General features: G+C 71.3%; 18 protein-coding genes. 8 read left to right on the top strand and 10 right to left on the bottom strand.

Going from position 1 to position 26,357, the window contains the following annotated elements:
• Nucleotides 1-64 precede the first annotated feature (64 nt).
• Nucleotides 65-820, top strand: a complete 756-nt coding sequence (locus tag IR155_RS02335; protein WP_135112785.1) for an ABC transporter ATP-binding protein — start codon at nucleotides 65-67, stop codon at nucleotides 818-820.
• Complete coding sequence (locus IR155_RS02340; protein ID WP_135112787.1) at nucleotides 817-2,190, top strand: permease; 1,374 nt, start codon at nucleotides 817-819, stop codon at nucleotides 2,188-2,190. The genes IR155_RS02335 and IR155_RS02340 overlap by 4 nt, the downstream gene beginning before the upstream one ends.
• Nucleotides 2,191-2,310: 120 nt before the next feature.
• On the opposite strand, the gene IR155_RS02345 is transcribed toward IR155_RS02340, so the two are convergent.
• Genes IR155_RS02345 through IR155_RS02365 form a run of 5 tightly spaced genes read right to left on the bottom strand, consistent with a single transcriptional unit; the run spans nucleotide 2,311 to nucleotide 7,352 of the window.
• Complete coding sequence (locus IR155_RS02345; RefSeq protein ID WP_135112789.1) at nucleotides 2,311-3,060, bottom strand: FadR/GntR family transcriptional regulator; 750 nt, start codon at nucleotides 3,058-3,060, stop codon at nucleotides 2,311-2,313.
• A gap of 5 nt (nucleotides 3,061-3,065) precedes the next feature.
• Nucleotides 3,066-3,854, bottom strand: a complete 789-nt coding sequence (locus IR155_RS02350; protein ID WP_194210276.1) for a 3-oxoacyl-ACP reductase — start codon at nucleotides 3,852-3,854, stop codon at nucleotides 3,066-3,068.
• Between the two features lie 34 nt (nucleotides 3,855-3,888).
• Nucleotides 3,889-5,241, bottom strand: a complete 1,353-nt coding sequence (locus IR155_RS02355) for an aldehyde dehydrogenase family protein (RefSeq protein ID WP_135112790.1) — start codon at nucleotides 5,239-5,241, stop codon at nucleotides 3,889-3,891.
• A gap of 1 nt (nucleotide 5,242) precedes the next feature.
• Nucleotides 5,243-6,004 (bottom strand): gamma-glutamyl-gamma-aminobutyrate hydrolase family protein, encoded by a 762-nt coding sequence (locus IR155_RS02360; protein WP_209306721.1) that lies wholly within the window; start codon nucleotides 6,002-6,004, stop codon nucleotides 5,243-5,245.
• The gene (locus tag IR155_RS02365; protein ID WP_135112792.1) at nucleotides 5,985-7,352 is read right to left on the bottom strand and encodes a glutamine synthetase family protein; all 1,368 of its coding nucleotides are present in this window, start codon (nucleotides 7,350-7,352) and stop codon (nucleotides 5,985-5,987) included. Before IR155_RS02365 ends, IR155_RS02360 begins: the two co-directional genes overlap by 20 nt.
• A 238-nt stretch (nucleotides 7,353-7,590) precedes the next feature.
• Here IR155_RS02365 and IR155_RS02370 point away from each other — a divergent pair, with 238 nt between their 5' ends.
• Both IR155_RS02370 and pulA read left to right on the top strand, forming a co-directional pair.
• Nucleotides 7,591-9,162 carry an amino acid permease gene (locus tag IR155_RS02370; RefSeq protein ID WP_135112794.1) on the top strand — a complete coding sequence of 524 codons (1,572 nt, stop codon included), beginning with the start codon at nucleotides 7,591-7,593 and terminating at the stop codon, nucleotides 9,160-9,162.
• 233 nt (nucleotides 9,163-9,395) lie between these two features.
• Complete coding sequence (gene pulA / locus IR155_RS02375) at nucleotides 9,396-15,095, top strand: pullulanase-type alpha-1,6-glucosidase (RefSeq protein ID WP_135112796.1); 5,700 nt, start codon at nucleotides 9,396-9,398, stop codon at nucleotides 15,093-15,095.
• A 269-nt stretch (nucleotides 15,096-15,364) separates the two neighbouring features.
• Here pulA and IR155_RS02380 read toward each other — a convergent pair whose 3' ends face one another.
• From IR155_RS02380 to IR155_RS02400, 5 genes are all read right to left on the bottom strand, one after another.
• Entirely contained in the window at nucleotides 15,365-15,712 is a 348-nt protein-coding gene (locus IR155_RS02380; protein WP_228066544.1) for a protealysin inhibitor emfourin, read from the bottom strand.
• A 10-nt stretch (nucleotides 15,713-15,722) separates the two neighbouring features.
• The gene (locus IR155_RS02385; protein WP_135112798.1) at nucleotides 15,723-16,865 is read right to left on the bottom strand and encodes a M4 family metallopeptidase; all 1,143 of its coding nucleotides are present in this window, start codon (nucleotides 16,863-16,865) and stop codon (nucleotides 15,723-15,725) included.
• A 61-nt stretch (nucleotides 16,866-16,926) separates the two neighbouring features.
• Nucleotides 16,927-18,165: a low temperature requirement protein A gene (locus IR155_RS02390; RefSeq protein ID WP_233441069.1), complete on the bottom strand. Its 1,239-nt coding sequence runs from the start codon at nucleotides 18,163-18,165 to the stop codon at nucleotides 16,927-16,929.
• Nucleotides 18,166-18,197: 32 nt separating this feature from the next.
• On the bottom strand, nucleotides 18,198-19,457 hold the full coding sequence (locus IR155_RS02395) for an MFS transporter (RefSeq protein ID WP_135113006.1): 1,260 nt from the start codon (nucleotides 19,455-19,457) through the stop codon (nucleotides 18,198-18,200).
• A 29-nt stretch (nucleotides 19,458-19,486) separates the two neighbouring features.
• Nucleotides 19,487-20,581 carry an LOG family protein gene (locus IR155_RS02400; RefSeq protein ID WP_135112800.1) on the bottom strand — a complete coding sequence of 365 codons (1,095 nt, stop codon included), beginning with the start codon at nucleotides 20,579-20,581 and terminating at the stop codon, nucleotides 19,487-19,489.
• 144 nt (nucleotides 20,582-20,725) lie between these two features.
• Between IR155_RS02400 and IR155_RS02405 the strand changes: the two genes are divergently transcribed.
• From IR155_RS02405 to ftsX, 4 genes are all read left to right on the top strand, one after another.
• Complete coding sequence (locus IR155_RS02405) at nucleotides 20,726-22,816, top strand: RecQ family ATP-dependent DNA helicase (protein WP_135112802.1); 2,091 nt, start codon at nucleotides 20,726-20,728, stop codon at nucleotides 22,814-22,816.
• Nucleotides 22,813-24,294, top strand: coding sequence for a sugar porter family MFS transporter (locus tag IR155_RS02410; protein WP_228066560.1), 1,482 nt, complete (start codon nucleotides 22,813-22,815; stop codon nucleotides 24,292-24,294). Before IR155_RS02405 ends, IR155_RS02410 begins: the two co-directional genes overlap by 4 nt.
• A 63-nt stretch (nucleotides 24,295-24,357) precedes the next feature.
• A complete protein-coding gene (ftsE, locus tag IR155_RS02415; protein ID WP_135112806.1) occupies nucleotides 24,358-25,452 on the top strand; it encodes a cell division ATP-binding protein FtsE in 1,095 nt (364 codons plus the stop codon).
• Nucleotides 25,449-26,357, top strand: a complete 909-nt coding sequence (gene ftsX, locus IR155_RS02420; protein ID WP_135112808.1) for a permease-like cell division protein FtsX — start codon at nucleotides 25,449-25,451, stop codon at nucleotides 26,355-26,357. The genes ftsE and ftsX overlap by 4 nt, the downstream gene beginning before the upstream one ends.

Below are 26,357 nucleotides of genomic sequence, written 5' to 3' on the forward strand. Positions count from 1 at the left end.
CAGGATGACCCGGATCCATACCCCGGCGGACGCGCCAGGACCGCGGGGGGACGAGGCTTGAATCATGACCTCGACACCTCCGACCTCGACACCCCTCCCCACGACGCAATCGATCCTGACCGGATCCGACCTCGTCAAGACGTACGGGACGACGCGCGCCCTCGGCGGCGTCAGCCTCGACGTGCGCGCGGGTGAGGCGGTCGCGATCATGGGCGCCTCCGGCTCGGGGAAGACGACCCTCCTGCACGTGCTCGCGGGCATCCTCCCTCCCGACGCGGGAACCGTGGCCCTCAACGGGCGCACCGGGCCCATCCGGATCGACGGCCTGGGGGAGCGGGAGCGCTCCCGCCTGCGCCGCGAGGAGTTCGGCTTCGTGTTCCAGCAGGGTCTGCTGATCCCCGAGCTCACGGCGGTCGAGAACGTCGCGCTGCCGCTGCTGCTCACGGGACACGCGCGCGGTCCGGCCGAGGCCCACGCGGCGCAGTGGCTCGCCGCGCTCGGCCTCGCCGGCATGGAGCAGCGCCGCATCGGGCAGCTGTCGGGCGGCCAGGCGCAGCGCGTCGCGATCGCCCGCGCCCAGGCGACCGGCGCGCGCATCCTGTTCGCCGACGAGCCCACCGGTGCGCTCGACTCCGCGACCTCCGCCGAGGTGATGACCGCGCTGCTCGAGTCGACCCTGAGCCGCGGCAACGCGCTCGTCGTCGTGACCCACGACCCGCAGGTCGCCGCGCGCTGCACGCGGGTGATCCGGATGCAGGACGGCCTGATCACCGGCGAGACCGTCGCCACGCAGGCTTCCGGCACCGAGGTCGCGCGATGAGCGTCATCGCCGCCCCCGCGCCGCTCGCTCCCGCATCCGGGCGTGCGCCGGTGGCGCGCCTCACCTGGATGCTCGGCCGGCCCAGCGCCCAGAGCGCCGCGGCCCTCGCCCTGCCTGCCGTCGCGTTCGCCGTCACCACGGCGCTGATGCTCGTCGTGCTCGGCGGGGTGCTGATGTTCTGGCGCTGGGACGTCACGGCGCAGCCCGACGCTCCCGTCTACCAGCTGCTCAGCGTCATCGCGCTCGCGGTGCTCGTCATCCCGCTGCTCTCGCTCGGTGGCGCGGCCGCGCGGCTGTCGGCGCGTCGCCGCGACGACCGCCTGGCGACGCTGCGCCTGCTCGGCGCGTCGACCCCGACCGTCGGCGCCATCACCGTGCTCGAGTCGACGGCCGTCGCGGTCGCCGGCGCGCTCGCCGGGGTGGTGCTGTACGCCCTGCTCATGCCGCTCGTCGGCCTCGTCTCGTTCGGCGGCGCGCCCATCGGCGGTGCGTCGCTGTGGACGGGAATCCCGGCCATCGCCGCGGTCGTCGTCGGCGTGGCGCTGCTCGCCGCGATCAGCGCGGCGATCGGCCTGCGTCAGGTGGTGCTGTCCCCGCTCGGCGTGCGGGCGCGCACCGACGCGCCGAAGCTCCACTGGGTGCGCGTCCTCATCGCCGTCGTCGTGATCGCGGCGGGCTTCGTCGCGCTGAACGTGCCGGCGCTGGCGCCGGGCGCGGCCTTCGCCTTCGTGATCGCCGCCGTCTTCGGTGCGGGGATGGCGGTGCTGAACCTGCTCGGACCCTGGACGATCGGAGTCTTCGCGAAGATCCAGGCCCGGCGCGCCACGACGGCGGCGCGCCTCGTCGCCGCCCGCACGGTGCTCGAGTCGCCGAAGGCGGCGTGGCGGCAGGTCGGCGGCGTGGCGATGACGTCGTTCGTCGCCGTCATCGCGGGCGCCGGCACGGCGATGGTCGCCGACGCGCAGGATGCCGGGGTGCTGATGCGGGACGTCCAGACCGGCGTGCTGCTGACGCTCGTCGTCTCCTTCGCGATGGTGGCGTGCTCGGTCGGCGTCAACCAGGCCGCGGCGATCCTCGACCGCCGGGCGCTTCACGTCGCCCTCGACCGGATCGGAATGCCGATCGAGGTCATGGAGTCAGCGCGCACGCGGGCCACGATGGCGCCCCTGCTGTTCACGGTCGTCGTGTCGGTGCTCGCGGCGGGCGTGCTCGTCTTCCCTCTCGTCGGGATCGCGATGATCGTCGCGCCCCTGTCGCTCGGCGTGATCGCCGCGTGCTTCGCGCTCGGCATCGTCCTGGTGTGGGCCGCACTGCGCGCGACGCGTCCGGTGCTGCTGCGCGTGCTCGCGGAGCCGGAGCGCGCGGAGTGATGCCGGAGGTCCGGATCCCGCGCGCGCGCCGGATCCGGACCAGCCGAATCGAGGAGATCCGGTCTCCCGAGGAGATCCCCGCGCGGATCCTCCTCTGGCGGCCGGATCTCCTCGGTCCACTCAGCCGAAGAAGCCGCGGAGCAGCGCCTCGGAGCCGTCGATGTGCTCGGCCATCGCGCGTGCGGCCTCGTCGGGCTTGCCGCGCAGGATGGCCGACACGATCGCCTCGTGCTGCTCGTTCGAGTGCGCGATGTTCGGGCCGAGGATCGGGATCCGGTCGAGCAGCTCGTTCACGCGCATGCGCGAGTCGGCCATGAGGGTGACGACCTGCGGCGCGCCGAGCAGCTCGGCGAGCAGCAGGTGCAGTCGCGAGTCGGCCACGCGGTAGCGCGCCTGGTCGGCGTCGCGGCAGGCCTCGAAGGCCTGCCACAGCCGGTCGCGGTCGAACGCGGTGAGGTCGCGCAGCGCGAGCCGCCGGGCAACGCCGACCTCGAGCACCGCACGCACGGCCAGCACCTCGTCCACCACGTCGGCCGTCGGGCCGTCGTCCTCGACGGGCCGCCCCTCGGCGCCGAGCGGGGTGCGCGGCGGATGCTCCGCGATGAACGTGCCTCCCGTGCGGCCGCGCCGCACGACCACGTATCCGGCGTCTGCCAGGGCTGCGAGGGCGTCGCGCAGCGTGTCGCGGCTGACGTCGAGCAGCGTCGCGAGCTCCCGCTCCGGCGGCAGTCGTGTACCCGGCGCCGCAAGCCCGAGCCTTATCGTCTGCAGCAGCCGCTGCACCGTCTCCTCGAACGCGTTCGCGGTGCGCAGCGGCCGCAGCAGCAGCTCGGAGCTCAGCAGCTCCGCGTCGTCGGCGGTGTCGGGCATCCGGATCAGAGCGGCGTCACGTAGGCCGACGAGATGCCGCCGTCGACGAGGAAGGTCGAGCCCGTGATGAAGCTCGCGTCGTCCGACGCGAGGAACGCCACGGCCGCGGCGAGCTCTTCCGGCTCGGCGAAGCGCCCGACGGGGATGTGGATGAGCCGGCGCTGCGCGCGCTCGGGGTCCTTCGCGAACAGCTCCTGCAGCAGGGGCGTGTTCACCGGCCCCGGGCAGAGGGCGTTCACCCGGATTCCCTGACGCGCGAACTGCACGCCGAGCTCGCGCGACATCGCGAGCACACCGCCCTTCGAAGCCGTGTAGGAGATCTGCGACGTGGCCGATCCCAGCACCGCGACGAACGAGGCGGTGTTGATGATGGATCCGCGCTGCTGCGGCACCATGTGACGCAGCGCCGCGCGCGAGCACAGGTAGACCGACTTGAGGTTCACATCCTGCACGCGCTCCCACGCCGGCAGCTCGGTGATCTCGATCGAGTCGTCGTCGGCGGGGGAGATGCCCGCGTTGTTGAAGGCGATGTCGACCGATCCGAGTTCCGCCGCGGCGGTGTCGAACAGGTTGTCGACGGCGTCCTTGTCGGTCACGTCGACCTTCACGAACAGGCCGTCGACCGCCTGCGCGGCCGCCTCTCCGGCGATGGGATCCACGTCGCCGATCACGACCTTGGCGCCCTCGGCGGCGAGGCGGTGGGCGGTGGCGAGGCCGATGCCCGACGCCCCGCCGGTGATGACGGCGACGCGGTCGCGCAGGCGCTGGGTGAGATCGATGGGGGTCACGCTCATGGGAGTGCTTTCTGTGCGGGGCGGGGCGGGCGGTTCAGTCGACGGCGAGGAAGACGTTCTTGGTCTCGGTGAAGGCGAGGGGTGCGTCCGGGCCGAGCTCGCGCCCGAGGCCCGACTGCTTGAAGCCGCCGAAGGGTGTCGAGTAGCGGACGGATGAGTGCGAGTTGACCGAGAGATTCCCTGCTTCCACGGCACGGGACACGCGGATCGCGCGGCCGACGTCACGGGTCCAGATCGAGCCGCTGAGGCCGTACTCGCTGCTGTTGGCGAACCGGATGGCGTCGTCCTCGTCGTCGAAGGGGAAGACCGACACGACGGGGCCGAAGATCTCCTCGGTCGCGGCGCGGGAGTCGCGTGCGGGCGTCAGCACGGTCGGCGCGAACCAGAAGCCGGGGGCGTCCGGCGCCGCGCCCCGGAACGCGACGTCGGTGTCATCCGGCACGTACGAGGCGACCTTCTCGAGGTGCGGGCGCGAGACGAGCGGCCCCATCTCGGTCGCCTCGAGCAACGGATCGCCCACGGCGACACCCTGCACGGCGGGCTCGAGCAGTTCCATGAAGCGCTCGTAGACGCTGCGCTGCACCAGGATGCGGCTGCGCGCGCAGCAGTCCTGGCCCGCGTTCTCGAAGACGCCGTAGGGCGCGGTGGCCGCGGCCTTCTCGATGTCGGCATCGGCGAACACGATGTTCGCGCTCTTGCCGCCGAGCTCGAGGGTGACGCGCTTCACGCCGCCCGCCGCGCCGGCCATGATCCGCTTTCCCGTCGCGGTCGAGCCGGTGAAGGCGACCTTGCGGACGAGCGGATGCGTCACGAACCGCTCGCCGACGACGGATCCCTTGCCGGGCAGGATCTGCAGCAGGCCCTCGGGCAACCCCGCCTCGAGGGCGAGCTCGCCGATCCGGATCGACGTGAGGGGCGTCCACTCCGCCGGCTTCAGGACGACGGCGTTTCCCGCCGCGAGCGCGGGCGCGAAGCCCCACGACGCGATCGTCATGGGGAAGTTCCACGGGGTGATGACCCCCACCACGCCGAGCGGCTCGTGGAAGGTCACGTCCAGCCCGCCGGCGACGGGGATCTGACGGCCGAAGAGCCGCTCGGGTGAGGCGGAGTAGTACTCGAGCACGTCGCGCACGTGCCCGGCCTCCCAGCGTGCCTGGGCGATCGGATGGCCCGAGTTGCGCACCTCGAGCTGGGCCAGCTCCTCGACGGCGCCGTCGACCGCGTCGGCGAAGCGGCGCAGCAGGCGGGCGCGGTCGGCGGGGGCGAGGGCTGCCCAGCCGCGCTGGGCCTCGGCCGCGCGCTCGATCGCCGCGTCGGTCTGCTCGACCGTCGTGTGCGCGACCGTGGCGACGACGGTCTCGTCGGCGGGGTTCAGGATCTCCTGCATCTCAGTCCTTCCGGCGGTCGCGGTGGGCGCGGGCCGCGTCGACGACGCTCTGGAAGAGGCGGCGGTCATCCGGGTCCTCCTCGGGATGCCACTGCACCGCGAGGCCGTGGGTCGCGCCCTCGAGCTCGACCGCCTCGACGATGCCGTCGGCCGAGCGCGCCGTGGCGACCAGGCCCTCGCCGGGCCGGTCGATCGCCTGGTGGTGGTAGACGGGCGCCTGGATCCGCTCGCCCACGAGCGTTGCGAGGCGCGAACCCTCATCCACCTCCACCGCGACGCGGGCGAACACGCCGCGGCCGAGCTGATACCGGGCGTCGCCGACCACGTCGGGCAGATGCTGGTGCAGGGTGCCGCCGCGCAGCACGTTCAGCACCTGCATCCCGCGGCAGATGCCGAGGAACGGCAGGTCGAGCTCGAGCGCGCGCTCCAGCAGCGCGAACTCCCACTCGTCGCGCAGCGTCTGCGGTGCGTCGGTGCGCGGATGGGCCTCGGCCCCGTAGCGCGCGGGGTCGACGTCCGCGCCGCCCGCGACGATGAGCCCGTCCAGGCGCTCCAGCACGGCGTCGACCACGCCGGGCAGCGTGGGCTGAGGCGGCAGCAGCACCGGCACGCCGCCGGCCGCGATCACGCCGTCCATGTACACGCGCGGCAGGAACGACGCCTCGAGGTCCCAGACCCCGGTCTGCGCGCGCTGCAGGTAGGTCGTGACGCCGATCAGCGGCGGGGCCGCGGCCGGATCCGGATCAGAGACGCTCGAAGCCACGCACCCGCTCCCAGTCCGTCACGGCCGACTCGAACGCCCGCAGCTCGACGCGTGCGTTGTTGAGGTAGTGCTCCACCACGTTGTCGCCGAAGGCCTCGCGTGCCACCGCCGAGTCGGCGAACAGCGCGGCCGACTCATGGAGGGTGGACGGCACCTGCGGCACATCCGCCTCGTACGCGTTCCCCGCGAACGGCTCATCGAGGGCGAGGCCCTGGTCCACCCCGTGCAGGCCGGCGGCGATGATCGCCGCGACCGCGAGGTACTGGTTCACGTCGCCGCCGGGCACGCGGTTCTCGAAGCGCAGCCCCTGGCCGTGGCCTACGATCCGCAGGGCACAGGTGCGGTTGTCCAGACCCCACGCGATGGCGGTGGGGGCGAAGGATCCCGGCGCGTAGCGCTTGTAGGAGTTGATGTTCGGCGCCGAGAACAGCGTCAGCTCCCGCATCGCGGCGAGCTGCCCCGCGAGGAACGACCGCATCAGGCCCGACATGCCGAGCGGATCCTCCTCGTCGGCGAACACCGCCTCGCCATCGGTCGAGCGCAGGCTGAAGTGGATGTGGCAGCTGTTGCCCTCGCGCTCGTCGAACTTCGCCATGAAGGTCAGTGCCTTGCCGTGCTTGTCGGCGATCTCCTTCGCGCCGTTCTTGTAGATCGAGTGGTTGTCGCACGTCGCGAGCGCGTCCGTGTACCGGAACGCGATCTCCTGCTGTCCGAAGTTGCACTCGCCCTTGACGCCCTCGCAGTACATGCCGGCGGCGTCCATCGATCGCCGGATGTCGTGCAGCAGCGGCTCCATGCGCGTGGACGCGAGCAGGGCGTAGTCGACGTTGTAGTCGGTGGCGGGCGTCAGCCCCTGGTACCGCTTGCCCCAGGCCTCGCGGTACGTGTCCTCGAACACGATGAACTCGAGCTCGGTGCCCACGTACGGCACGAAACCGCGTTCGGCGAGGCGCTCGACCTGGCGCTGCAGGATGCGCCGGGGCGACTCCTCGACAGGCGAGCCGTCGAGCCACTGCAGGTCGGCCGTGACGAGCACCGTCTTGTGCAGCCAGGGGGCGGCGCGCAACGTCGACAGGTCGGGGATCATCGCCATGTCGCCGTAGCCGCGCTCCCAGCTCGAGATGGCGTATCCCGACACGGTGTTCATCTCGACGTCGACCGAGAGCAGGTAGTTGCAGCACTCGGCGCCGTGCTCCATGACGTCGTCGAGGAACAGGCGCGCGCTCACGCGCTTGCCGACGAGGCGGCCCTGCATGTCGGTGAAGGCCACGATCACCGTGTCGATGGCGTCGGCGTCGATCGCGTCGCGCAGCTGCTCGGGGGTCAGGAACCCGGTGGGCGGGGCCATCCGGAGCCTCCTCGTCTATTGGTGGGAGATGGCGACCATTGAACCACAGGCGGTGCCCTCGCGGAGGCTGGGTTCGTGCCGATGTGAGCGCGTGTTTCGCCCGGGTAAAACCTGGCGAGCTCGCATCAGAAAGGCATAGCGTGCAGACCTTTCCCGGCCCTATAGTGCTGGCCACGCGGTGCCCCCGCCCACCGCGTCTGCGCGACCCCCACGCGCTCAGCCGAAAGGAACCCGAACCATGGCCAAGGACACGCTGAAGGTCTCCGGCGTCACGTACACGACCGCCGGCGCCGACTACTACGAGAAACGCCGGCTGAAGCGCAGCGCCGGCGTCTGGGGCCTGTGGGGCCTCGCGGTCGCGGCCGTCATCTCGGGTGACTTCTCGGGCTGGAACTTCGGCATCGACTTCGCCGGCTTCGGCGGCATGCTGATCGCCTTCGCGATCCTCGTCATCATGTACTACGGCCTGATCTTCTCGATCGGCGAGATGGCGTCGGCCATGCCGCACACGGGCGGCGCCTACTCGTTCTCGCGCGCGGCCATGGGGCCGTGGGGCGGTCTGGTGACCGGTCTCGCGGAGACGATCGAGTACGTCGCGACGACCGCGGTGATCGTGTACTTCTCCGCCGGCTATGCGGACGGCGTGACGAGCAACCTCATGGGCTTCTCGCTTCCGCTGTGGGTCTGGTGGGTCATCCTCTACGTCGTCTTCATCGGGATCAACGCGGCGGGTGCCGCTCTGTCGTTCAGGTTCGCGATCGTCGTGTCGATCATCTCGATCGCGATCCTGCTGGGATTCAGCGTCATGGCCCTGTTCTCGGGCCACTTCTCGTGGGACGCGCTCTGGGACATCCAGGCCGATCCTGGTCAGACGGCGTTCCTGCCGCACGGCGTGCTGCCGATCCTGTTCGCCCTGCCCTTCGCGATGTGGTTCTTCCTCGGCATCGAGGAGCTGCCGCTCGCCGCCGAAGAGGCGCACGATCCCGTGCGCGACATCCCGCGGGCCGGCCTGATCGCCCGCGCGACCCTCATCGTCACCGGCCTGCTCGTTCTGTTCCTCAACACGGGCGTCATCGGGTCCGAGGCCACCTCTGCGGCGGGGGAGCCGCTGCTCGACGGCTTCCGGGCGATCGTCGGCGAGGGAGCGGATGCGCTTGTGGGCGTGTTCGCATTGCTGGCGCTGATCGGCCTGCTCGCCTCGTTGCAGGGCATCATGTTCGCCTACGGCCGCAACATGTACTCCCTTTCCCGCGCCGGCTACTACCCGCGCTTCCTCTCGCTGACGGGCAAGGCACAGACACCGTGGGTCGCGCTCATCGCGGGTGCGGTGATCGGGTTCATCGCCCTGGTGGTCATCGACGTCCTCGCGGCGATCGATGAAGAGGGCGCCGGCGCGGTCGCCGGAGCGATCGTCCTGAACATCGCCGTCTGGGGCGCTGTGCTCGCCTACCTGATGCAGATGGTCGCCTTCGTCATCCTGCGCCGGAAGTTCCCGAACGCGTCGCGTCCGTATCGCAGCCCGTGGGGTGTCCCCGGAGCCGTTGTGGCGGCCGTCATCGCGGCGCTGATCTTCGTGGGCTTCCTGCTCAATGCCACGTTCCAGCCGGCGATCATCGCGATCGTGGTCGTGTACGCGGTCATCCTGGTCGGCTTCGCGGTCTGGGGTCGCCACAACCTGGTGCTCTCGCCCGAGGAGGAGTACGCACTGTCGGGCGGCCTGCACGGCGACCCGCAGAAGGAGGGCTACGGCGGGGCGGTCGAGGAGGGCCTGCTCGCGACCGACGGCGTGGATCCGGATCCCGTCCGGTAGCGGGATGCGCATCGAGGGCCGGGTAGGCGGGAGCCTGCCCGGCCCTCGGTGCTGTCCGCCTGCAAGCGCTTGCGGTCTGAGATCCACCTAGCGAGGCGAACTGCCGCGGATCGCGGCGTGTCGCCGGTGATGACGGATGTAACGACTGCAAGCGCTTGCAGGTTGCCGTCTCGAGTTGCTACGGTCACCGGGACCCCACCCCGGGTGGATCCCCGAGCATCGATGGAGATGACGTGTCGAAGACGACGCGCGCACGGCGACGTGCGCTGGCCCTGCTGACCATCCCGCTTTTCGCGCTCTCCGGAGCCGCTGTCGCCATCCAGCCGGCCGTCGCCGCCGACCGCACTGTCGCGCTCGTGGGCAGCCTGCAGTCGGAGCTCGGCTGCGCCGAGGACTGGCAGCCCGCGTGCGCCGCGACCGAGCTCGCGCCGACCGGCGCCGAGGGGGTGTACGCGGCCGAGTTCGAGGTTCCCGCCGGCACCTACGAGTACAAGGTCGCGCTGAACGATGCATGGGACGAGGCGTACGGCCTGGACGGCGGCGGCGACAACATCCCGCTGACCGTGGCCGGACCCACCACCGTGCGGTTCATCTTCGACGACGGGCTCAAGCGCGTCGGGCTCGAGCTCGTCGACGTGCCCGGTGGATACACGGACGCCGACGCCGCGCTGGTCACGGCGCCGGTGCGCCAGCCCGGCGCCGACGAGCGCTTCTACTTCGTGATGACCGACCGCTTCGCCAACGGCGACGCGTCGAACGACACCGGGGGCATCGAGGGCGACCGGATGGCGCACGGCTTCGACCCGGTCGACAAGGGCTTCTACCAGGGCGGCGACATCGCCGGCCTGCGCTCGCAGCTCGACTACATCGAGGGCCTCGGCACGACCGCGCTGTGGCTGACGCCGAGCTTCGCGAACCGTCCCGTGCAGGGAAGCGGCGCCGACGCGAGCGCCGGGTATCACGGCTACTGGATCACCGACTTCACCCGGATCGACCCGCACCTCGGCACCAACGAGGAGCTCGCGGCGCTGATCGACGAGGCCCACGCCCGCGGCATCAAGGTGTACTTCGACATCATCACGAACCACACCGCGGACGTGATCGACTACGCCGAGAAGCAGTACGCGTACGTCGATCAGGCGACAAGCCCCTACACGGATGCGCAGGGCGCCGCGTTCGATCCCGCCGACTTCGCGGGAGGCGACACGTTCCCCGCGCTGGACCCGGCGACATCCTTCGCCTACACGCCGGTCGTGACCGACACGGCGGCGAAGACCCCCGCGTGGCTCAACGACCCGACGCTGTACCACAACCGCGGGGACTCGACGTGGTCGGGGGAGTCCGTCACCCACGGCGACTTCTCGGGGCTGGATGACCTGATGACCGAGCACCCCACCGTCGTGAACGGCTTCGTCGAGGTGTACAAGGACTGGATCGACCTGGGGATCGACGGCTTCCGGATCGACACCGTCAAGCACGTGAACTTCGAGTTCTGGGAGCAGTGGTCGGCCGAGGTGCTCGACTACGCCCACGGCCTCGGCAAGGACGACTTCTTCATGTTCGGCGAGGTGTACGACGCCGACCCGGCGAAGCTGGCGCCCTACGTCCGCGGCACCGACATGAACTCGGTGCTCGACTTCACCTTCCAGTCGGCCGCGACCGGCTTCGCGGCGGGCAACAGCGCGAAGAGCCTGCAGAGCCTGTTCGCGGGGGACGACCGCTACACGACACCCGACAAGTCGGCCACGGCGCTGCCGACCTTCCTCGGCAACCACGACATGGGCCGCGTCGGCCACTTCCTGCTCAACACGGGCGAGGCCCTCGAGCGGGATGAGCTCGCGCACGAGCTGATGTACCTCACGCGCGGCCAGCCCGTCGTCTACTACGGCGACGAGCAGGGCTTCGCCGGCCTCGGCGGTGACAAGTCGGCGCGGCAGACGCTGTTCGCGACGCAGGTCGCCGAGTACGCGGATCAGCCCCTCGTGACGGGCGAGACCGCAGGATCGATCGACCGCTACGCGACGGACGCGCCGCTCTACGGGCACATCGCGACGCTGGCGCAGCTGCGCGAGGCGCATCCTGCCCTTGCAACGGGGGCCCAGATCGAGCGGCACGTGGACGACGGCGCCGGCGTGTACGCCTTCTCGCGCGTCGATCGGGACGAGAAGGTCGAGTACCTCGTCGCTGTCAACAACGCCGAGGAGGCGCGCGAGGTGACGGTGCCGGCGCTGACGGCCGGTGCCTCGTTCGCGCCGCTCTACGGCGCCGACGCGGCGATCTCGAGCGACGCCGATGCCGCGGTGACGGTGACCGTGCCCGCGCTGAGCGCCGTCGTCTACCGCGCCGACCGCGCCGTGACGGCGGATGCCGTCGCACCCGCGATCTCGCTCTCCGCGCCGGCCGCCGGTGCGGGACTCGAGGGCCAGGCCGCCGTCTCCGCCGACGTCGAGGGCGACCGCTGGATCGAGACCAGCTTCGCCTGGCGCGTCGCCGGCGAGGCCGAGTGGACGCACCTGGGCACGGCCGAGGACACCGACCCGCGGGTCTACCACGACGTGGCGGGCCTCGCTCGCGGCACGGTCGTCGAATACCGGGCGGTCGTCACCGACGCCGCCGGTCAGCGATCCGCCGCCTCCACGTTCGCGTCGGTCGGCAACGCCGTGACACTCGCCGAGTCGGAGGAGCCCGAGACGCCGATCAGCATGGTCACCGTCCCGGGAAGCCACAACTCCGAGCTCGGCTGCGCCGGCGACTGGGATCCGGCCTGCGCGGCGGCCGAACTCACGCTCCGCCCCGACGGGATCTACGAGGGAACGTTCGAGCTGCCGGCCGGCGACTACGAGTACAAGGTCGCGATCGACGGCAGCTGGGCGATCAACTACGGCCAGGGCGGCGCGCGCGACGGCGCGAACTTCGCGTTCACGCACGCCGGCGGATCCATCACGTTCCTGTTCGACCCGCGCTCGAACGTCGTCCAGTCGACGGCCGAGGGTCCCATCGTCACCGTGCCCGGCAGCTTCCAGGACGAGCTCGGCTGCCCCGGCGACTGGGCGCCGGACTGCCTCGCCTCGCTCCTCTCTGACGGCGACCGCGACGGCGTGTACGAGCTGACGACCGACGCCGTTCCCGACGGCAGCTACGCGGCGAAGGTCGCGCACGGCCGCAGCTGGACCGAGAACTACGGCGCCGATGGCGCGCGCGACGGTGCGGACATCCCGTTCACTGTCGCCGACGGCGTGCCGGTGAGCTTCCGCTACACGATCGCCGACCACCGGCTCGAGATCACGGCGGCGGCCCCGCCCCTCGCCGGCACCGGCGAGGAGCGCGCCCACTGGATCGACGCCGAGACCATCGCCTGGCCCGCCGACCTCGGTCAGCCCGAGGGCGCGCAGTACGCGCTTCACGCGTCGGAGGACGCCGGACTCGCGCTCGAGGACGGCGCCGTCACCGGCGGCGACGAGATCGCGCTGACCCCGATCGAGGGCGGCCTCACCGAGAAGCAGCGGGAGCGGTTCCCGGCGCTGGCCCAGCACCTCGCCCTTCGTGTCGAGGGGCAGGATGCCGCGGCGCTGCTGCGCGGGCAGCTCGCCGTGTCGCAGCGCGCGTCCGACGGCACTGTCACCGCCTACACCGGCGTCCAGATCCCGGGCGTGCTCGACGACCTCTATGCCGAGGCGCTGGAGGACATCGAGCTCGGGGTGACGTTCGAGAAGAAGGCGCCGACGTTCCGCGTGTGGGCCCCGACGGCGCAGACCGCGACGCTGCTCACGTGGGACGCGGGCGCCGAGGGCGATCCGGTCCGTCACGAAGCGCGCCTCGACGAGCAGTCGGGCGTGTGGGAGGTGCGCGGCGGCCGCGATCTGGTGGGCGACGAATACGCCTGGGAGGTGCACGTCTTCGCGCCGAGCACGGGTGCGATCGAGACGAACGTCGTGACGGATCCGTACTCGGTCGCCCTCACGACCAACTCGACGCGGTCGGTCGCGATCGACCTCTCCGACAAGGCGCTGCAGCCGAAGCAGTGGCGGAAGGCGGAGGCGCCGGACGTCGAGCAGGATGTGGATCGCGCGATCTACGAGCTGCACATCCGCGACTTCTCGATCTCGGACGAGTCGGTTCCCGCCGACCTGCGGGGCACGTACTCCGCGTTCACGCGGGACAGTGACGGCACCCGCCAGCTGCGACAGCTCTCGGACGCCGGCATCACGACCGTCCACCTGCTGCCGTCGTTCGACATCGCGACGATCGAGGAGGACCGCTCGGCGCAGGCGACCCCCGACTGCGACCTCGCGGCGCTTCCGCCCGCATCGGAGGAGCAGCAGGCCTGCGTGGGTGCCGTCGCCGGCCAGGACGGCTTCAACTGGGGCTACGACCCGTACCACTTCACGGTGCCGGAGGGCTCGTACGCGGTCGACCCCGAGGGTGGGGCGCGCGTGGCCGAGTTCCGCTCGATGGTCGGCGCCCTTCACGACATGGGGCTGGAGGTCGTGCTCGACCAGGTGTTCAACCACACCGCGCAGTCGGGTCAGGGCGAGAAGTCGGTGCTCGACCGGCTCGTTCCCGGCTACTACCACCGCCTCAACGCGGCCGGCGACGTCGAGAAGTCGACGTGCTGCGAGAACGTGGCGACCGAGCACGCCGCCGCGCAGAAGCTCATGGTCGACTCGGTCGTCACCTGGGCACGCGACTACAAGGTGGACGGCTTCCGCTTCGACCTGATGGGGCACCACTCGACGGCGAACATGAAGGCGGTGCGCGACGCGCTCGACGAGCTCACCGAGAAGCGCGACGGGGTCGACGGGAAGTCGGTCTACCTCTACGGCGAGGGCTGGGACTTCGGCGAGGTGGCCGGTGACGCGCTGTTCGAGCAGGCGAAGCAGGGGAACCTCGGCGGCACGGGCATCGGCTCGTTCAACGACCGGCTGCGCGACGCGGTGCACGGCGGCAGCCCTGTCGACTCGTCGAGCACGTACCGCCAGGGCTTCGGCACCGGGCTCGGCACCGATCCCAATGGAGACCCGATCAACGGCACCACCGAGCAGGCGCTCGCCGACCTCGGGCACGAGACGGATCTCGTCAAGCTCGGGCTCGCGGGAAACCTCGCGCACTACGAGCTGCTCGGGTCGGACGGCGAGGTCCACCGCGGTGACGAGCTCGACTACCGCGGAGCAAAGGCGGGTTACGCCGACGAGCCGTCCGAGATCGTGAACTACGTCGACGCCCACGACAACGAGACGCTGTACGACCTGTCGGTGCTGAAGCTGCCGGTCGACACGTCGATGGCCGACCGGGTGCGGATGAACACGCTGTCGCTCGCGACCGTGACGCTGTCGCAGTCGGTGTCGTTCTGGCACGCGGGCACCGAGCTGCTGCGTTCGAAGTCGCTCGACCGCAACAGCTACGACTCCGGCGACTGGTTCAACCGGATCGACTGGGACGGCGAGGAGTCGACCTTCGGCTCGGGCCTGCCGCCCGAGGCCGACAACGGCGAGAAGTGGGGCCTCATGGCGCCGCTGCTTGAGAACCCGGCGCTCAAGCCTTCGGCGAGCGACATCAAGACGGCCGAGGCTGCGGCGCTCGACCTGCTCGAAGTGCGCTCCGAGGTCGACCTGCTGACGCTCGGATCGGCGGACCGGATCGAGCAGAAGGTCTCGTTCCCGAAGACCGACGCGGCCGGCACCATCGCGATGGTGGTGGATGACCGCAAGGGCCGCGACGCCGACCGCAAGCTGGCTGGCGCACTGGTGTTCTTCAACGCGTCGCCCGAGCCGGTCACGCAGAAGGTCGCGGGACTTGAGGGCCGGTCGTTCGCGCTGACGCCGGCGCAGGCGAAGGGATCCGACCCGGTCGTGAAGGAGACGACGTGGGATGCCGCGACGGGCACCATCACGATCCCGGCCCGCACCGTGGCCGTGCTGGTCGAGCGGGGCTGAGGCGCGGGTTTGTCCCCGAGTTGCCGCTTTGATCCGGCAGTTCGGGGACACGGCGCGGGTTCTGTCCCCGAGTTGTCGCTGTGATCCGGCAGTTCGGGGACACGGCGTGGGTTCTGTCCCCGAGTTGCCGCTGTGGTCCGGCAGTTCGGGGACACGGCGTGGGTTCTGTCCCCGAGTTGCCGCTGTGGTCCGGCAGTTCGGGGACACGGCGTGGGTTCTGTCCCCGAGTTGCCGCTGTGGTCCGGCAGTTCGGGGACACCGGCTCAGGGCTAGACGTCGGGCGTGGCCGTCGGGCCGCGTCCGGGCCCGGACGGCGGGCTGGGCGAGGCGCCGGGCTCGGGCTGAGGCGACCGCCGCGCCCGCTCGCGCACCCGGTCGACGAGGGTCCGCCACGGCCCGTCGAGCTGCCGCTCGGGCAGCACGACCTCGTGCGGCTCGCACGTGATCCGGTAGATGTACCGGTCGGGCTCGCCCGGCGGCGCCGATGGCGCGTCGTCCCATGGCAGCGATTCGACCAGCTCGAACCACTCCGCGCGGTCCGGCTGGTCGTCGACCCGCACCTCCCAGGTGACGCGGATCCCGGCGAACCCGCCGGACCGCACCACGACGACGTTCATGGCCGCAAGGCTAGTCCCGGCGCATCCTGTCCCGCACCCGGCCGGGCTCGACACCCACCGACTCCCAGGCGTCGGCCACCGCGCGCGCCTCGTCGGAGTCGTCGCCGTAGAGCTCGTCCGCGACGACCGCGGTGGCGGCCGCGAACTGGGCGAACGTGGCTGTCGGGGTGAGCCGGTCGCCCGCGAGCGTCTCGTACCAGATGCGGCCGGCGCGCTCCCACGCATTCCCGCCGAGCGCCTCGGCCAGCGCGACGAACGCGCGGTTGGGGATGCCCGAATTGATGTGCACGCCGCCGTTGTCGTCGCTCGTCTCGACGTAGTCGCGCATGTGCGCCGGCTGCGGGTCCTTGCCGAGCATCGGATCGTCGTACGCGGTGCCGGGCGCGCGCATCGACCGGATGGCGACGCCCTTCACCTGCTCGGTGAAGATGCCCGCGCCGACCAGCCACGTCGCGTCCTGTGCGGTCTGGCCGAGCACGCGCTGCTCGACGAGCACGCCGAAGACGTCGGACACGTGCTCGTTCAGCGCGCCCGACTGACCCTGGTAGACGAGGCCGGCCGTGCGCTCGGTCACGCCGTGGGCGAGCTCGTGACCGATGATGCTGATCGATCCCGTGAAGCCGCGGAAGATCTCGCCGTCCCCGTCGCCGAACACCATCCGCGCGCCGTCCCAGAACGCGTTGTCGTAGCGCTGACCGAAGTGAACTGTCGCGTCGAGGCGCATGCCGGACCCGTCGATCGAGTCGCGCCCGAACGCGTCCCAGAACAGCGCATAGGTGTCGCCGAGCCCGTCGTACGCCTGCGTCACGGCGGTGTCCTCGGTCTCCGGCCCGCCCTCGCGGCGTACCTCCTCGCCCGGCAGGTCCTCCGTGCCCTTCGCGTCGAAGATCAGCCGATCCGGCGATCCGGGTTCGGCCGACCCCGCGACGGGATGCTGCAGCTCGGGCCGCAGCGAGGGGCGCACAAGGCCGGGCATGCTGCCGTCCGACCCACGCTGCTCCCGGAACGGGCCGTCGATGCCGAGCGTGCGCCGCGCGGCCTCGGGCGCGTGGTCGTAGTCGTCCTGATCAAGTCGCGCGATGCGGGCGAGCAGAAACGGCGGCACGATGCCGTGCCGGACCGTGGCGGCGGGGGAGCGGAAGTCGGGAGCCATGTCTCGATGCTCGCACCGGCATCCGACATCCGCGCCCGCTTGCACGCGATGTTTCGCTGCGCTATCCCCGCAGTTGGGCGAGCGCCGCGCCCTGGTGGCGGTGGCCGATCGTCTCGTAGCCGACGATCACGACCACCGGCGCGAGCGCGACGATCCCGACGCTGAGGGACGCGCCCGCGGCGACCGCGATGACCGCCGCGATCAGCACCAGGACCGATCCGGCGAACAGCAGCAGGTGGAACGGATCGAGCTGGCGCAGCAGCACGGCGTAGAGCGTGAACAGCGCCAGGATGAAGAAGCCCACCGGGATGACCATGGTCAGCAGCGCCGCGACCGCGTCGATGTGCGCGTCGTGCCGCATCGCGGTGGCCGCGACGTGCAGACCCGCGCCGGTGCCGGCGACGCCCGCGAACAGCACGATGTGCCCGTACCCCCAGGGGAACGACCGTTCGCGGCGCACGGCCAGCACCTCGCCCGACGGCATCATGTAGTAGATCCACCACATGCCGAACGCGAGGGCGGTGCCGCCGAAGGCGACGACGCCGGCGCCGATCGACCAGCCCTCCGCCTCGACCACGGCGGAGACCGACAGCACGGTGCCGCGGATCACCTCGCCGAGCGTGATGATCGTCAGCAGTCCGTAGCGCCCGGCGATGTGGTGCGGGTGCCACGGTGTGCTGCCGCCGCGCCGCTCGGCCACCACGGGCACGAGCATCTCGGCGATCGCGAGCGCCGCGAACAGCGCCATGGCGACGGCGAGCGGCGGATCGACGAAGATCAGCACCACCCAGCCGACCTGCACCAGGCCGACGAGTGCCGCGTAGGTGAGGGCGGTGCGCCGGTGGGCAGGATCATGCCGCGCCGCCCGCAGCCAGAGCGCGATCGCCGCGACCCGCATGATCACGTAGCCCGACGCCGCGAGCACGTTGTCGAGATGATGACCCTCGTCGATGGAATGGAACAGCGGCGGCAGCCCGAGGGCCAGGATGATCACGCCGACCATCTGCACGAACGTCGCGATGCGGAAGAACACGTCGTCGTTGTCGAAGGCCGAGGCGAGCCAGGAGTAGTTGATCCACGCCCAGGTGACCGCGAACACCGCGATCGAGAACCCGCCGATCGCCGCGGCGAAGTGCCCGAGCTCGAGCAGGTGCGCGGCCTGCGCGCCCGCCTGGCTGAACGCCACGACGAACGTCAGGTCGTACAGCAGCTCGAGCGGCGTGGCCCCGCGGTGGGACTGCTGAGGGTCGCGGCCGATCATGCGGCGCGGCCGGTGGTGGAGGATCACGTCGTGGCTCACGGCATGATCGTGTCAGACCCGGGGCCGCGGGCTCAGCGCGGCGGCGTCCGCAGCCGTCGCCGCTCGCGCAGGATCATCGCGATGCCGAGCAGCCACAGCGGCAGCTGGGTCGCGAACGCCCAGCGGAACGCCTCGTCGGTATAGAGGTCGGGCCGCGACGCACCCTGCACGTCGAGCGCGATGCCGATGAACAGGATGGCCAGGAGCCCGGCGAGGAATCCGCCGACGTTCGTGACCCCGGTGGCGGTGCTCAGGCGGTGGGCCGGATTGTGGGCGCGGGCGAAGTCGAACGCGACCATCGACGCGGGGCCGCCGACGGCCAACGCGATCAGGAGCGCGACAAGCAGCCACGTCGGCGCGGGGGAGGGCCAGAGCAGGACGATCGCCCAGAGCAGCATCTGCGCCCCGATCGCCGGCAGCACCAGGAGGCGGGACCGGTAATGCGGGTGCCGCGCCGACAGCATGCCGACGAGCGGGCCGAGCACGATGCCGGCGACGACGTAGACCGACGTGACCGCCGCCGCCTGTCCGGTGGAGAGGCCCTCGCCGGCGGTGAGGAACGGTATACCCCACAGCATCACGAACGCGGATCCCGCGAACGGGGTGGTGAAGTGCGTCCAGAAGGCGAGGCGGGTTCCCGGCTGCTCCCAGGCCGCCCGGATGCCCTGCCGCGTGTCCACCGCGCTCCGGACGACGGTGATGGTGCCCGTGTCAGTGTCGACCGAGACGTCGGCGGGGAGCTCCGGCGGGTGGTTGCGCACGAGGACCGCGATCAGCACCGAGAACAGGATGGCGCCGCCCGCGAGCGCGCCGAACGCGACCTCCCACGAGGTGGCGTGCAGCAGCAGGGGCAGGGGAACGAGCGCGACGACCTGCCCGAGCTGTCCGAAGATGCCCGTCAGCTGCATCATGAGCGAGCCGCGCTGGGCCGGGAACCAGGTGGCGATGAGGCGCAGCACGCCGGGGAAGATCGCCGCGTCGCCGGCGCCGAGCAGCATGCGTGCGGCGATCGCGACGCCCACGGTGGGGGAGAGCGCGATGACCACCTGGCCCGCTGCCATGAGCACCATGCCGACCGCCATGATGGGTCGAGCGCCCCAGCGATCCAGCCACAGACCGACCGGGATCTGCATGAAGCCGTACACCGCGAGCTGCAGCACCGCGAACATCGCGAGGGTCGAGGCGTCGGCGTCGAACCGGTGGGACGCGTCGACACCGACGGCCGAGAGCGACGTCCGGTTCGTGATCGACAGGACGTAGCCGAGCACACCGATGCCCCACATCAGCCACATGCGCCAGCTCGGCGCCACGGTGGGAAGGGTCACGCGGCGCCCCCGAGGACGATCGCCGCCGCCTCGTCGACGGTCTCGACGAGGTGGATGTGCCGCTCCATCGGGCGGCCCTTCGCGAGGGCCTGCAGCAGCGGCCACGCGGGAAGCGTCTCGGTCCAGTGCGCACGGCCGACGAGCACCATCGGCGCGATCGCATCCTCTGTCGCGTAGTAGTTCTCGCACGCGTCCTGGAAGATCTCCTGCACGGTGCCGCCCGCGCCGGGAAGGAACACGATTCCGCTCTCGCAGACCTGCAGCAGGATGGCCTCCCGCAACGCGTTGCGGAAGTACTTGGCGATCGCGGTGGCGAACAGATTGGGTGGCTCGTGCCCGTAGTGCCAGGTCGGCACGCCGAGGGTGTCGGTCGGCGGCGCGTCCGCGGTCTCGGTGAGGACGGTGCGCGCCGCCCCGATCCACTGCTCGATCGACGGGTGATACGACGGCGCGGTCGCGAGCACCTCGAGGGCTCCGGCGAGCGCGTCGTCCTCGGCTCGGGCGAGCCGCGCACCGAGGTTCGCGGCCTCCATGGCGCCGGGGCCGCCTCCCGTGGCGACGGTGAAGCGCGCGCCCAGGAGCTTTCCCATGCGGGCCGCGTCGGCGTAGGTGTCCTCGCCGCGCCGCAGCGCGTGCCCGCCCATCACGCCGACGAGCCGCCGCGTGCCCGTCCAGGCCGTCAGCGCCCGGTCGATGCCGTCGTCGTGAAGGGCGCGGGCGAGCAGCCCGTCCTCCTCCGACCCCTGCGACCACGCGTAGGCGCGGCCGTCGAGCGTGCGGCGGTACGTCATGTCGTCGTAGAGCTCATCCGCGGTGTAGAGCGCATCCCGGTTCGGATCGACCGGCGCCGTGTCGACGGCGGGAAGCACGAGCGCGCCGCGGGCCTCGTGCAGCTCGGCATCGCGCGGGGCGAAGGTGCAGCCGGCGAACGTCGTGCGGGAAGTGTCGCGGTCGGCGAGCACCTCGCCGCGCTCGCGCAGGTCGAGCCCGACAAGCCGCCAGCCGCGCAGGCGGTGCGCGCCCTGCGCGAGCCGCCGATCGAGCTCGGTGAGCGACTCGATGGTGACGATGCGTCCCGCGCGGTGCTTCATCCGTCGCTCCGGCCGGGGAAACGCGCACGCAGCAGCACCTCGGGGGAGGGAGCAGGCGACGGAGGAAGCATCCTGTCCAGTCTGCCGCACGGGCCTGTGGAGGAGTGCCGTCGGATGTCGGCGGCGCCTGCGAGGCTGGGGTTCATGACCGACGATCTCCGCCCCGCGGCGCTTGCCGCCCTCCGCCGCCTCGTGGGGCGCGACGACGCGGTCTTCCACGACGGGCAGTACGAGGCGATCGAGGCCCTGGTGGGCGGGCGGCGCCGGGCGCTCGTTGTGCAGCGGACCGGATGGGGCAAGTCGGCCGTCTACTTCGTCGCCACGCGGCTGCTGCGCGACCAGGGCGCGGGCCCGACGATCCTCGTGTCGCCGCTGCTCGCGCTCATGCGCGACCAGATCGCCGCCGCCGAGCGCGCGGGCGTCCGGGCGGTCGCGATCAACTCGACGAACGCGCACGAGTGGGGCGAGGTGCTCACCCGACTCGAGGCCGACGAGGTCGACGTGCTGCTTGTCTCGCCCGAGCGGCTGAACAACCCGACGTTCCGCGACGAGCAGCTGCCCGCCCTCGTGCGCCGGATCGGGATGCTCGTGGTCGACGAGGCGCACTGCATCAGCGACTGGGGCCACGACTTCCGCCCCGATTACCGCCGGCTGCGGGATCTGATCGCGCAGATGCCACCCTCGGTGCCGGTGCTCGCGACCACGGCGACGGCCAACAGCCGCGTCGTCGCCGACGTCGTCCACCAACTCGGCGCGGAGGGCGTCACCACCATCCGCGGCCCGCTCGCGCGCGCCTCGCTGCGGCTCGGCGTGCTGCGGCTGCCGGATGCGACGGCGCGGCTCGCGTGGCTGCTGAGCCATCTCGACGACCTTCCCGGATCCGGCATCATCTACACGCTCACGGTGGCGGCCGCGGTCGACACCGCGCGGCTGCTGCGCGAGCACGGGCATGCGGTGCGGGCGTACACCGGCCAGAGCGACGCGGACGAGCGGGAGGAATCGGAGGCGCTGCTCAAGCGAAACGAGGTCAAGGCGCTCGTCGCGACGAGCGCGCTCGGCATGGGCTTCGACAAGCCCGACCTCGGCTTCGTGCTCCACCTCGGCGCACCGTCCTCACCCGTCGCCTACTACCAGCAGGTCGGCCGAGCGGGCCGTGCCACCGAGTCGGCCGACGTCGTGCTGCTTCCCGGGCCGGAGGACAAGGACATCTGGCACTACTTCGCGACCGCGTCGATGCCCGATCGCGACCGCGCGGAGCGGGTGCTCGCCGCCCTCGGTGCGTCACAGGGGCCGCTGTCGACCGCCGCGCTCGAGGCGATCGTCGACATCCGCCGCACGCCGCTCGAGCTGCTGCTCAAGGTGCTCGACGTCGACGGCGCGGTGCGTCGCGAGAAGGGCGGGTGGGTCGCCACCGGCGCTCCGTGGACCTACGACGCCGAGCGCTACGGCCGGATCGCCGCCGAGCGACGGGCCGAGCAGGACGACATGCTCGCGTACGAGAGCACGACCGGCTGCCGGATGGAGTTCCTGCAGCGCCGCCTCGATGACGACACCGCCGTCCCCTGCGGGCGCTGCGACAACTGCGCGGGCCCCTGGCTCAGCGCCGAGCTGTCGCAGGACGTCGCCCAGTCCGCTGCCTCGGCGCTCGACCGCGTCGGCGTGCCGATCGAGGTGCGCCGGCAGTGGCCGTCCGGGCTGGATCGGCTCGGGATCCCGCTGAAGGGACGCATCCCCGCGGAGGAGCAGGCCGCCGAGGGCCGAGCCCTGGCGCGCCTCACCGACCTCGGCTGGGGCGGGGCGCTGCGCGAGCTGTTCCGCGCCGGAGCGCCCGACCAGGAGGTGCCGACGCGCATGTTCGACGCCTGCGTGCGCGTGCTCGCCGAGTGGGGCTGGGATGAGCGTCCCGTCGCGGTGGTCGCCGTGCCGTCCCGTACGCACCCGCGCCTTGTCGGCTCGCTGGCGCGGGGCCTCGCGCAGACGGGCAGGCTCGCGTACCTCGGCGAGCTCGCCCTGGATCCCGCGGCCCCCGCCGGGCGCCCCGGCGGCAACAGCGCCTTCCGCGTGGCCGACCTCCACGGCCGGCTCGACACCACGGGGCTGCAGGTCCCCGCAGGACCGGTGCTGCTCGTCGACGACCTCGCCGACAGCCGCTGGACCCTCACTCTCGCCTCCCGCGAACTGCGCCGCGCGGGCGCGACGGCCGTGCTCCCGTTCACCCTCGCGTTGCGCAGCTGACACGCCCGGGGGCACGGAGACCCTCCGCGGCGGCCTCCGCACGGCGGGACGTTGCATACGCTCGAGGGATGACGGAGACGACGTACCGACGTGTCAACGCCCGAGTCACAGGCATCGCCATCGCCGCCGCGCTCGGCGGATTCCTGTTCGGCTTCGACACGGCGGTGATCAACGGCGGGGTCGACGCCCTCGCGGGCGAGTTCGCGCTGTCGGCGGCGCTGAAGGGCTTCGCGGTGTCGAGCGCCCTGCTGGGCTGCGCCGTCGGGGCCTGGTTCGCCGGCTCCCTGGCCAACCGCTGGGGCCGGGTGCCGGTGATGCTGGTGGCCGCGGTGCTGTTCCTCGTGTCCGCGATCGGATCGGGCCTCGCGTTCGGCGTGGTCGACCTGATCGTGTGGCGTGTGATCGGCGGCCTGGGCGTCGGAGCGGCATCCGTCATCGCCCCGGCCTACATCGCCGAGGTGTCGCCGGCGCAGATCCGCGGCCGTCTGGGCTCTCTGCAGCAGCTCGCCATCGTGTCCGGAATCTTCGCGGCGCTGCTGTCGAACGCGCTGCTCGCATGGCTCTCGGGCGGCGCGGCCGAGGTGCTGTGGCTGGGGCTGCCCGCCTGGCGCTGGATGTTCATGATCGAGGCGATCCCCGCGGTCGTGTACGGCCTCATGTCGCTGCGCCTTCCCGAGTCGCCGCGGTACCTGGTGCTGCGGGGCGACTACGACAAGGCGTCGCAGGTGCTGCTCGACTTCACCGGCGCCAAGGACGTGAACCTGAAGATCCAGCAGATCCGCGACTCGCTCGAGTCGGAGCAGCGCGAGTCGGTGCGCGACATCCTCGGTCCCGTGCTCGGCCTGAAGCCCATCGTCTGGGTCGGCATCCTGCTGTCGGTGTTCCAGCAGTTCGTGGGCATCAACGTGATCTTCTACTACTCGACCACGCTGTGGCGCTCTGTCGGGTTCGACGAGTCGAGCGCGCTGCTCACGTCGGTGATCACGTCCGTGACGAACATCGTCGTCACGATCGTCGCGATCCTGCTCGTCGACCGCGTCGGCCGCCGCCGTCTGCTGGTTGCCGGATCGATCATCATGACCATCGCACTCGCGACGATGGCCGTCGCATTCTCGTTCGCGCAGCTGGTCACGGCCGACGACGGCACCACCAGCGCGACCCTCGAGGCGCCGTGGTCGATCATCGCGCTCGTCGCGGCGAACCTGTTCGTCGTCGGATTCGGTGCGACGTGGGGCCCGATCGTGTGGGTGCTGCTGGGCGAGATGTTCCCCAACCGCATCCGGGCCAGCGCGCTCGCGGTCGCGGCGGCCGCGCAGTGGATCGCGAACTTCGCGATCTCCACCACATTCCCCGTGATGAGTGCGATCAGCCTGTCGTTCGCGTACGGGTTCTACGCCCTGTGCGCCGCGGGATCGCTCGTCTTCGTGTTCTGGAAGGTGCGCGAGACGAAGGGCATGGAACTCGAGGACATGCACTGACCCCGGATCGGTGGGGTGTCGCTCGGGGGATGCCGGGCACCGCCGCTTAGGCTCGCTGGTGCCATGATCCGGTTCGAACACGTCACCAAGCGATACCGAGGGACCGCCCGACCGGCCCTCGATGATGTCGACTTCGAGGTCCAGCGCGGGGAGTTCGTCTTCCTCGTCGGCGCATCCGGTTCGGGCAAGTCGTCCTGCCTGCGCCTCATCCTGCGCGAGGACACGCCCAGCGACGGCCGCGTTGTCGTGCTCGGCCGCGACACCAAGACCCTCTCCAACCGCCGCACGCCGTACTTCCGGCGCCACATCGGCTCCGTCTTCCAGGACTTCCGGCTGCTGCCGTCCAAGACGGTGTTCCAGAACGTGGCGTTCACGCTGCAGGTGATCGGCTCCTCCCGCGCCTTCATCAAGCAGGCGGTGCCCGAGGCCCTCGAGCTCGTGGGTCTCGCCGACAAGGCGAAGCGCCTTCCGCACGAGCTCTCCGGTGGCGAGCAGCAGCGTGTCGCCATCGCCCGCGCTCTCGTGAACCGTCCCCAGGTGCTGCTCGCCGACGAGCCGACCGGAAACCTCGACCCCGCGACGTCGGTCGACATCATGATGCTGCTCGAACGGATCAATGCCTCGGGCACGACCATCCTCTGCGCGACGCACGAGGCGACGTTCGTCGACCAGATGCAGCGCCGCGTGATCGAGCTGAAGGACGGCAAGCTGATGCGCGACGAGCGGCACGGCGGCTACGGCGACCGGTCGGGGATCAAGACGCTCGAACCCCAGGTCGAGCGTGGGGCGGCCGCGGTCGCCGCGCTCACCGCGGTGTTGGAGCTGCAGCGCGAGGTCACGAGCAACCCCACCGGGGCGATCGACCCGCTTCCCGCGCAGACCCCCGACGCCCAGCCGCCGGCCGAGGCCGTCGAGGCCGCGAAGGAGGCGACGTTCGCCGACCTGATGGCGGATGAGCCGGCCCCCGCGGAGCCCGATCCCTTCCCGCAGGATGAGCCCGCCGAGCCGGAGGGCCCGTTCGCGGATGAGCCCGCCGACGAGCCGGCCGCGGACGAGAAGCCCGCGCCGCGCACGGAGCACGTCGACATCGAGGAGCTCGGCATGGCGGATCGTCTGGGGCTCCGGGCGAACGACGACGAGGTGGGTCCGACGTCATGAGGCTGGGACTGATCCTGTCCGAGGTGCTGACGGGACTGCGGCGCAACGCGTCGATGGTCGTGTCGGTGATCCTCGTCACCTTCGTGTCGCTCACGTTCGTGGGCGCCGCGATCCTGATGCAGGCGCAGATCGCCACGATGCGCGACTACTTCCAGGACCGCGCGCAGGTCGACGTCTACATGTGCTCGTCGATCTCGAACACCGAGACCTGCACCGGCGGCGTCGCCACGGAGGAGCAGATCGCGGCGGTGCAGGGCGAACTGCAGGGGCCGACGCTCTCCCCCCTGATCCGGGAATTCTCGTATCAGACGCCCGCCGAGGCGTACGAGTCGCTGGTCGAGAACTTCCCGGAGAACGCCACGGTGTTCACGGAGGAGCAGACGAGCGCCGTGTTCCACGTCAACCTGCTCGATCCCACCCGGTCCGACGTGATCGTCGAGGCGTTCAGCGGCGTGGAGGGCGTGGAGCAGATCACCGACCAGCTGCAGTACCTCGATCCGCTGTTCTCGGCCCTGACGATCGCGACCTACATGGCGGTCGGCGTCGCAGGACTCATGCTGATCTCGGCGGTGCTGCTGATCTCCACGACCATCCGGCTCTCGGCCTACGCCCGACGCCGTGAGGTCGGGATCATGCGCCTCGTCGGTGCCTCGAACCGCTTCATCCAGACGCCGTTCGTGCTGGAGGGTGTGGTCGCGGCACTGATCGGATCGCTGCTCGCCAGCGGTGCGGTGCTGCTCGGCGTGAAGTTCGGCGTCGAGGGCTACCTGACCGAGCGCATGGGCACGATCCCGTGGGTCGGTCTGGGGGAGGCGCTGCTCGTGGTCCCCGTGATCGTGCTCGTCGGCGTGGTGCTCGCTGCCCTGTCGGCGGGCTTCGCGATCCGGCGCTGGCTGCGGGCGTAG

The sequence above is a fragment of the Microbacterium paludicola genome (assembly GCF_015235415.1).
Classification (GTDB): Bacteria; Actinomycetota; Actinomycetes; order Actinomycetales; family Microbacteriaceae; genus Microbacterium; species Microbacterium paludicola.